Annotated in this window: 7 protein-coding genes; 2 read left to right on the forward strand and 5 right to left on the reverse strand. The window is 60.9% G+C overall.

Annotation, left to right across the window (positions count from 1 at the left end; translation table 11 throughout):
• Positions 1 to 49 precede the first annotated feature (49 nt).
• The 5 genes from ACXJLU_RS23840 to ACXJLU_RS23860 form a co-directional block, all read right to left on the reverse strand.
• On the reverse strand, positions 50 to 556 hold the full coding sequence (locus ACXJLU_RS23840; protein WP_457335252.1) for a GyrI-like domain-containing protein: 507 nt from the start codon (positions 554 to 556) through the stop codon (positions 50 to 52).
• A 220-nt stretch (positions 557 to 776) separates the two neighbouring features.
• Complete coding sequence (locus ACXJLU_RS23845) at positions 777 to 1,295, reverse strand: DUF4304 domain-containing protein (protein WP_457335254.1); 519 nt, start codon at positions 1,293 to 1,295, stop codon at positions 777 to 779.
• A 130-nt stretch (positions 1,296 to 1,425) separates the two neighbouring features.
• Positions 1,426 to 1,866: a hypothetical protein gene (locus tag ACXJLU_RS23850; RefSeq protein WP_457335256.1), complete on the reverse strand. Its 441-nt coding sequence runs from the start codon at positions 1,864 to 1,866 to the stop codon at positions 1,426 to 1,428.
• A gap of 167 nt (positions 1,867 to 2,033) precedes the next feature.
• A complete protein-coding gene (locus ACXJLU_RS23855) occupies positions 2,034 to 2,477 on the reverse strand; it encodes a DUF4826 family protein (RefSeq protein WP_457335258.1) in 444 nt (147 codons plus the stop codon).
• A 69-nt stretch (positions 2,478 to 2,546) separates the two neighbouring features.
• A complete protein-coding gene (locus tag ACXJLU_RS23860; RefSeq protein WP_457335260.1) occupies positions 2,547 to 3,026 on the reverse strand; it encodes a DUF1203 domain-containing protein in 480 nt (159 codons plus the stop codon).
• Between the two features lie 204 nt (positions 3,027 to 3,230).
• On the opposite strand from ACXJLU_RS23860, the gene ACXJLU_RS23865 reads away from it, so the two are divergent.
• Together ACXJLU_RS23865 and ACXJLU_RS23870 are read left to right on the forward strand one after the other, a co-directional pair.
• Complete coding sequence (locus ACXJLU_RS23865; RefSeq protein WP_457335262.1) at positions 3,231 to 3,566, forward strand: KTSC domain-containing protein; 336 nt, start codon at positions 3,231 to 3,233, stop codon at positions 3,564 to 3,566.
• Positions 3,567 to 3,759: 193 nt separating this feature from the next.
• Positions 3,760 to 6,360: an AAA family ATPase gene (locus ACXJLU_RS23870; RefSeq protein ID WP_457335264.1), complete on the forward strand. Its 2,601-nt coding sequence runs from the start codon at positions 3,760 to 3,762 to the stop codon at positions 6,358 to 6,360.
• Positions 6,361 to 6,717: the final 357 nt, after the last annotated feature.

Here is a 6,717-nt window from a genome sequence, read left to right on the forward strand (position 1 = left end):
AAAGCGGCCCCTTCGATGGAAGGGGTGGATTTCATGCACCCGACCCTGCTCAATCATCGGCAATCTTGATCGACAGCTCGACGTCCCAAAGAAGCTTTCTCGGCTCGACACGATGATCGGTCAGGTAGGCCTCATACCTGCATGCGTACGACTCCGCGCGGTCGGCGACCAGTGGATCGAAAGCAATTCCCGATTCCTTCGCCCACGTCATCAGGGCCTGGTTGCCGCGAAGCCCGTTGCCCCGGTAGACCAACGTGGCATACCTCCCTGCTGGAAGGACGCCCGGCTTGATGCGCTCATCACCTGGCAGAACGGAGCTCGTCATCAGGCCGACTTCCACCTCCATGATGCTTTTCATGTCGCAGTGGTAGTACCTCAGGAAGTACGGTGCCTGCTCCGACAAGCCGTTTTCATGAGCCCACTTTCGCAGTTCTTTCAGGGCCTTCGTGACCAAGGCGAACATCCCGCCGAACGGGGTCTCGAACCGCAACCCGAGGTAGGGCCTCTCCGGCTTGTCGACGATCGAGGCGGGGCCGATGACGTTCTCTGCCTTCATGTCTGGCCTTTCTGCCTTGCCTCGGCCTGCCTCGGGATTGAGCCAGTTCTGCTGGGCACGCCTCGAAGACGACGAACGAGGTTCCCTCGAATCGACATGTTCCGGCAAAGGGCTCAACCAGGCGGAACCGCTGGCAAGAGCAGGACAACCAGCATCACAACGTTGATAGGCAGTCGCATATGCCCAAAAGTCGAAATTGGCCGATCTTTCCTTGAGGGCGCTACGCGTTGCTGGCGGGCAGCAACAAGTGCTCCTTCAGTCGGCTCAAAAGCTCAACGCGTTGGAACTCAGTCAGCCCAGGACTTCGGCCGGATTCCCACAACACTGCAAGAGCTGACAGATCTGCCAGTTGGTCCAGGGCAGGAAGGGCGAAGTTCTGCGTCCGGTCGGCGATGTCGGCGGCTGCTGTCGCGGCCTCACCGGAGGAAGCAACGTGCCACCAGAGATCCTTGTTTTCCGGCAACAGCGAGCCCAACCTCGTTTGCCAATGCGCCCGCGCGATGGACGGCTTGGTGATATCGCGCACGTCCGGGTAGACCAACTCAGGCGCGAAGACACCGACGTTGACGGTGAACTTCGCTTCGTTCGCTTTGTTGTCGTTCGATCCCTGCACCTCGATGAGGTGTACGACCTTTCCGCGATCGAGCTGGAAGAGCGACGACGTCTTGCGAAAGCCGAGCGGCCGCAGCACTGTCTGCAGCGCAGTGAGGATCGGGCGCTTTAGTTCGGCTGGAGTCATGGCTTCGCAGCCTACTCGAAAGCCGCCGTTGGTGGCCGACAGCTTGTGGCGGAGCGCGGCCTGTCAGTCAGTCTGAACATCGTTGTTCAACACCTCGAACCGGACCTCTGCCAGAAAAGTCATCTACGACTCAGGCATCCGATTCTTCTTGTGGCGCCGTATGGACGATCTCGAAGGCCCCTCCAGAGGATGGAAACCAGGCTGCACCTTCATCACCACTGGCATCGAGAAAGCCGATGCCATGCTTCTTTGCCAGTTCGATGCAGGTGGCATAAGCCGTCTCTACGTCCGACCAGGAAAACGCGACGTATATGAGATCTCTGGCAATCGTGTAGTCCGCTGTCAGCTCGCCGACTTTCTCGCCTGGATACTCCGGCGCAAGTGGTCCGTTCATCGGAACGAACTTCTGCCTGATTTCAAGAAGCCACGCTTGCAATGCCGGCGTAGCGTTGGTGGGATCGTTGTAGTCCAGCCCATCTTCCCACTCCGTGCGTTCGTCGTACCAATTCTCGAAGACTGCACGATCTCGAAGTTCGCTTCGCGGGTCGAATACTGCCAAGTCGTAGCTCATGCCGCATCTCATCCATGTTGCTGTCGGTGCCGAAGCATAGTTGCGCCGAACCCGCAGCGGCTGACCGGGGTTGACAGATGACCGAAGGTGCGCGACCTTCGAATGACCAACTACCTGCATTCATGCGAATCCGCGCGGTCACCGCGCCGTGTCCTCTCGATGGAGCGTCAGGCCTCGTCTTCTTCCCACACCTGCGGATCGCTGACCCACTCCAGCTGCAGTTCAGCTCTCGACGCCAACATCGGCGCAAGCTCCTCGTCTTGTTCGCCTGAACCGATGCGGAAGATCGGGTGCTTTTCCCCGCGCGCCATGTACTGAGCTGCCTCTTGCCAAAGGGATGCAATCGCCCGGACTGCCTCGCGTGGATTGCTGGCTTTGCTGGTGGATACATGGTCGTTCGGCATGTCTCCGGAGACTGCCCACCAACCTGTGGAGCCGGGAGCGTCCATGCTCTCGACGGCCCAGACGGAAACATACGGGGCGACATGCCAAGCCGGCTCCGGCGAAATGGCGCCGTGCGCCAGCCCTTCTCTGCGCAGGTAGTCTGCGACCTCCTGGCGTCGCTCCGTGCACCACTGGGCCTCAATCTCTGGATCGTCGTAGTCGGGCATTGATGCGGTCGGGCGGGTTGCAGGGAGACGGGAACTGCGCTCTGAAGTCGGAGCTGGCTTCTGGACATCCTAAGCGCTGTGCTGTCGCTCCACCCGGCAGGCGAAGCAGCCGCGCTTGGCGAAATGCAGATGGAGGTAGGCGACCGAGGGGTTGCTGAAGACGCGCTCGATCTCGTCGGCGACGTGCGTGCCCTCGCACACGCTGGCGTCGATGATCGCGTGGACGCTGTCGTAGGCGCGCACGGAGAGCAGGCGCGAGCTCAGGTAGGGCGGCACTTCATCGGCAGGCAGCACGCGCTGCACGGCGCCGCGGCGCACGTAGATCGGGCCGGAGGCGCGGTAGGGGCTGGCGGCGGGTTGGTGCTCGTAAGGGAGCAGGAGCAGCTCGTCGCCTTGCTTGGCGTCTTCGAGGCTGATGCGGCAGGGGTAGCCGGTGTTGGCGGTGGCGATGTGGCGCTGCGCGCCGTGCTGGGCGAGGGCTTGGTCGGAGAGGGTGAAGAGCGGCGCGAACTCGGTGGGGGGCAGGGCGATCAGTTGGAAGTGATGCATGGGGGGCGTCCGGGTGTGGGGAGCTGGCATCGTCGTTGTTGCGCGATGTGTGGGCTCGCCGTTTTCGGACGTGGAGTTCTGAAGAGGCGAATCCCTGATTTCATCTGAAATGGGGAAGGGATTTCCTGCTTCAGAGCGCAATGGCGGCTGACAGACTTGCACCCAAAGTTAGGGGGGCGCATGGGCAGGATGACTGGCTTCTTGATGATCACGCCGCTTCTTCTGGCGTGCGGGCCTGCGCTGGCGGAGACGGTGCTGGTGAAGTACCACGGGCCGGTGACGCTCGATGCCTTCGTCTGCGCCGAGGTGAATGAGGGCAGTGACGTCACCCGGATCTGCTACGACACGGCCGAGCGCTACATGGTCATTCGCCTGCGTTCGACTTACTACCACTACTGCGAGATTGACCCCGGAACGGTAAAGGGGCTGCGCTCCGCGGGATCGAAGCGGCAGTTCTTCGAGGCGCGAATCAAGGGCAGCGGAAGCGATGGTCTGTTTGATTGCAGGACGCATCCGATTCCGAAGAAGTATCGAGTTTGAAGTTTGTGAAGTGTGATTGCGCGGAATCGACCGTTCAGACTGAACTTGGCGCTCGTACTTAGGGACTGAACAGCCGCGCCCTCCTAAACCTCCGTTCGCATGCCGTCCCGGGCGAGTGACCTGTGTAGCTTGGAGGTTGCCAAACTGGCGAACGCCCAAGCGACCAAACTGGGGAGAACAACAAGTGGCACTATTGGATGACATCCTGGCTTGGGCAACTAACGAATTGCGTCCATGGCAAAGCGATGCCGTTCGTCGCCTGTTTCAGAAGGTGGAGCTGGATGCCACAGATTATGCGGAGCTGGGACTGCTTTTACGCGCATCGAGGGGGCTCACCGGAGATGTCGCTCCTGCGGCTGTTCCGCTCACTGCTGCGCATCTACCTTCGACTGGTGTTGGTGAAGTCGTGCTCCTCGAAGCCTTGCACAGCCTGAAGAACGTGAACCGTCTGGTAGCGGGTCAACAACTGAGGTTCAACGCGACCGGTGTCACCGTCATCTACGGAGACAACGGCTCGGGCAAGTCAGGCTACTCGCGGGTTATCAAGAGTGCCTGCCGCGCCCGCGTCAAGGATGAAAAGGTATTGCCAGACGCGCGGCACCACACGCTGCTGCACGAGACACCGGAAGCCGTTTTTACGGTGAAGCAGGGTGGCTCTACGCTGGACGTTAAGTGGCTCGATGGTCAGTCAGCACCCAAGGAACTCGCTTCTGTTGCCGTGCTCGATACGCGCTGCGCGCGAGCGTACACAGACCAGGAGGGCGAACTTATCTTCGCACCCTGGGGACTCGATGTGGTCGAGAACCTCGCCCGAGTGGTATTCCCCAAGCTCGAAGAAGGAATCAAGGCCGAGCAAACTGCACTGCCGGTCTCTGATGCAGCGTTCGCAGACCTGAAGACGGGCAAGACGCAGGTCGCGAAGTTTCTGGGAGCTGTCACGCACAAGACGACCTCTGCGCAGGTCAAAGCAGAGACGACTCTCGATGAGCAAGCCGAAGCGCGGCTCAAGGTGATCGATGTTGCGTTGGCTGCGAAGTCCCCCGCAGAGCAGGCTAAAGCACTCCGCGAACAGTCAACGAGGCTGAACTCGCTGGTCACGAGCATCGAGGCGTTGGCGAGGCCGCTTGAGATTGACGAAATCGGCCGGCTCGCCGGCATTGACCGTGATCTCGCTGTGGCCGTTCAGGCCGAGGTTGCCGCTGCGGCCAACTTGCGTGGCGATTTCAAGCTGCTGGCGGGCACAGGCGAAGGGGCTTGGAGGAACATGTTCGCGGCCGCTCAGCAGTTTTTGACGGCACACGAGCACGTAGTGGTGGAGGGAAAGCCGTGTCCGTTGTGTCAGACGGCGCTGTCCGAGGGGGCCGCTGACCGCCTGGCTCGTTTCGCAGCGTTTGTGGCAGACGACGCCAGCTCTCGCGCGACGGCTCAGCGCGCACGCCATCGCGCGGTGTTTGACGCGCTGTCGCACGTGAAGATTGAACCGACCCTGGATGCCACGACTATCGACTACCTGAGGGCCACTGAAGAGACTTGGCCAGCGCTCGTGGAGCGGTATACCAATCAACTTCGGACTCGTCGTGATTGGCTTCTGAAGGCGGCTGAGACACATGATTGGGCTACTCCGCCCGCCGTCGATGTCAGTCCTGTCACGCTTCCGCGCAAGCTGGCCACGGACCTCGAGGAAAGAGCCAAGGCGCTAGACGCCGCACAAGATGCAGCCAAACGCGTGGAACTCCAACAGGAACTTGCCGAGCTCAACGCGCGGAAGGCCTTGGTGGGCCGAAAGGAGGCCTTGCTAGAGTGGATTGCCGCGTTGCACAAGCACAACCAGCTGACCGCCTGCTTAGCTGACCTCAAAACCCGGCCGATTTCTGAGAAGGCTGGTGCGCTTGCGGGCGCCGCTGTCACGAAGCAGCTGAGTACGGCTTTAAACGACGAGTTTGGGAAGCTCGGCGTGTCACACCTCCAGGCATCGTTGAGCACGAGGAGCGACAAGGGACGAACGAAGCTAAAGCTCGTGCTGGACTTGCCCGGATTCCAGAAGCCCGAACTCGTGCTCAGCGAGGGCGAGCAGCGGGTGATTGCGATTGCGTCCTTCTTCGCGGAACTCGGTGTATCGCATCACCGTGGGGCCGCTGTGTTTGACGACCCCGTCTCATCGCTTGACCACAAGAGGCGTCAGCATGTCGCACGGCGACTCGTCGCGGAGTGCGCACAGCGGCAGGTCGTCGTGTTTACCCACGACACCGTCTTCCTCGCCGAGCTGACGACGGAACTCGAACGAACGAGTTCGCCGTTCGCGGTTCACCACTTGACCTATTCACAGCAACATGTGGGAGTCGTAAACGAAGGGCTTCCGTGGAGCCTACGAAAAACCAGCGACAGGTTCGACAAGATTGAGAAGTTGGCCAAGAAGTTTGAGGAGGCCGAGACTTCAATGGACAACGATCAGCTTGAGGAGACCTCGCGCCGACTCTATGGGCGACTACGCGAAATCATCGAGCGTGGAGTCGAGGAAGTTGTCTTCTGTGGCGTCCTCCAGCGCTACAACGATTACGTTCGTGTCCCCAACATCGCGAAGACGGTGGGGCTTACGTCTGCGGAGTGCCAGCCGATTGTGGCGCTGTACGAGCGTGCTGGGGACGTCTTGGGTGGACATGACAAAGCGGGGGCACGCGCCTTTGCTGCGCCCACCGCGGCTGACGTGAAGCGCGATATTGCGACGCTGCGAAAGGCATTGGACGACATCCGTGAGCGGCAGAAGGTCGCGAGTAAAGCGCTTGGTGCGCCTTGACGGCGCTCGCGAGACTGATCTCAGTGGAACCGTCCGGAATACGGCGAACTCCCTGAGGCTTGTGAGGCATCGTCGTTGTTGCCGAATGTGGAGGATTGCCGAGTTCGGACGTGGAGTTCCGGATGCGAGCGAGTGTTGCGGGTGGCTGACTTCGCGCTGGATGGCCGTAGGCCGTTGTTGATGCGTCGCCGAAGTCGGCATCCGACCGAGGCTGTGTGCAAACGCGTAGAGCGCGGCACGGGATGGGCCTGCCGGTGAACGCGCAGCACGCGCTCAGCGATGAGTTCGAGGTTGAGGGCTCACGCCCTACGACCGCATCGCGGCGATCAGTGGCTGCGCGCCGATGATCTTGATGGC

It is taken from the genome of Rhizobacter sp. P5_C2, assembly GCF_054049715.1.

Excerpts from the sequence above, each read along its gene's own strand:
- ACXJLU_RS23840 (WP_457335252.1), bottom strand. The coding sequence starts at position 556 with ATGAAGGCAGAGAACGTCATCGGCCCCGCCTCGATCGTCGACAAGCCG.
- ACXJLU_RS23845 (WP_457335254.1), bottom strand. The coding sequence starts at position 1,295 with ATGACTCCAGCCGAACTAAAGCGCCCGATCCTCACTGCGCTGCAGACA.
- ACXJLU_RS23850 (WP_457335256.1), bottom strand. The coding sequence starts at position 1,866 with ATGAGCTACGACTTGGCAGTATTCGACCCGCGAAGCGAACTTCGAGAT.
- ACXJLU_RS23855 (WP_457335258.1), bottom strand. The coding sequence starts at position 2,477 with ATGCCCGACTACGACGATCCAGAGATTGAGGCCCAGTGGTGCACGGAG.
- ACXJLU_RS23860 (WP_457335260.1), bottom strand. The coding sequence starts at position 3,026 with ATGCATCACTTCCAACTGATCGCCCTGCCCCCCACCGAGTTCGCGCCG.
- ACXJLU_RS23865 (WP_457335262.1), top strand. The coding sequence starts at position 3,231 with ATGATCACGCCGCTTCTTCTGGCGTGCGGGCCTGCGCTGGCGGAGACG.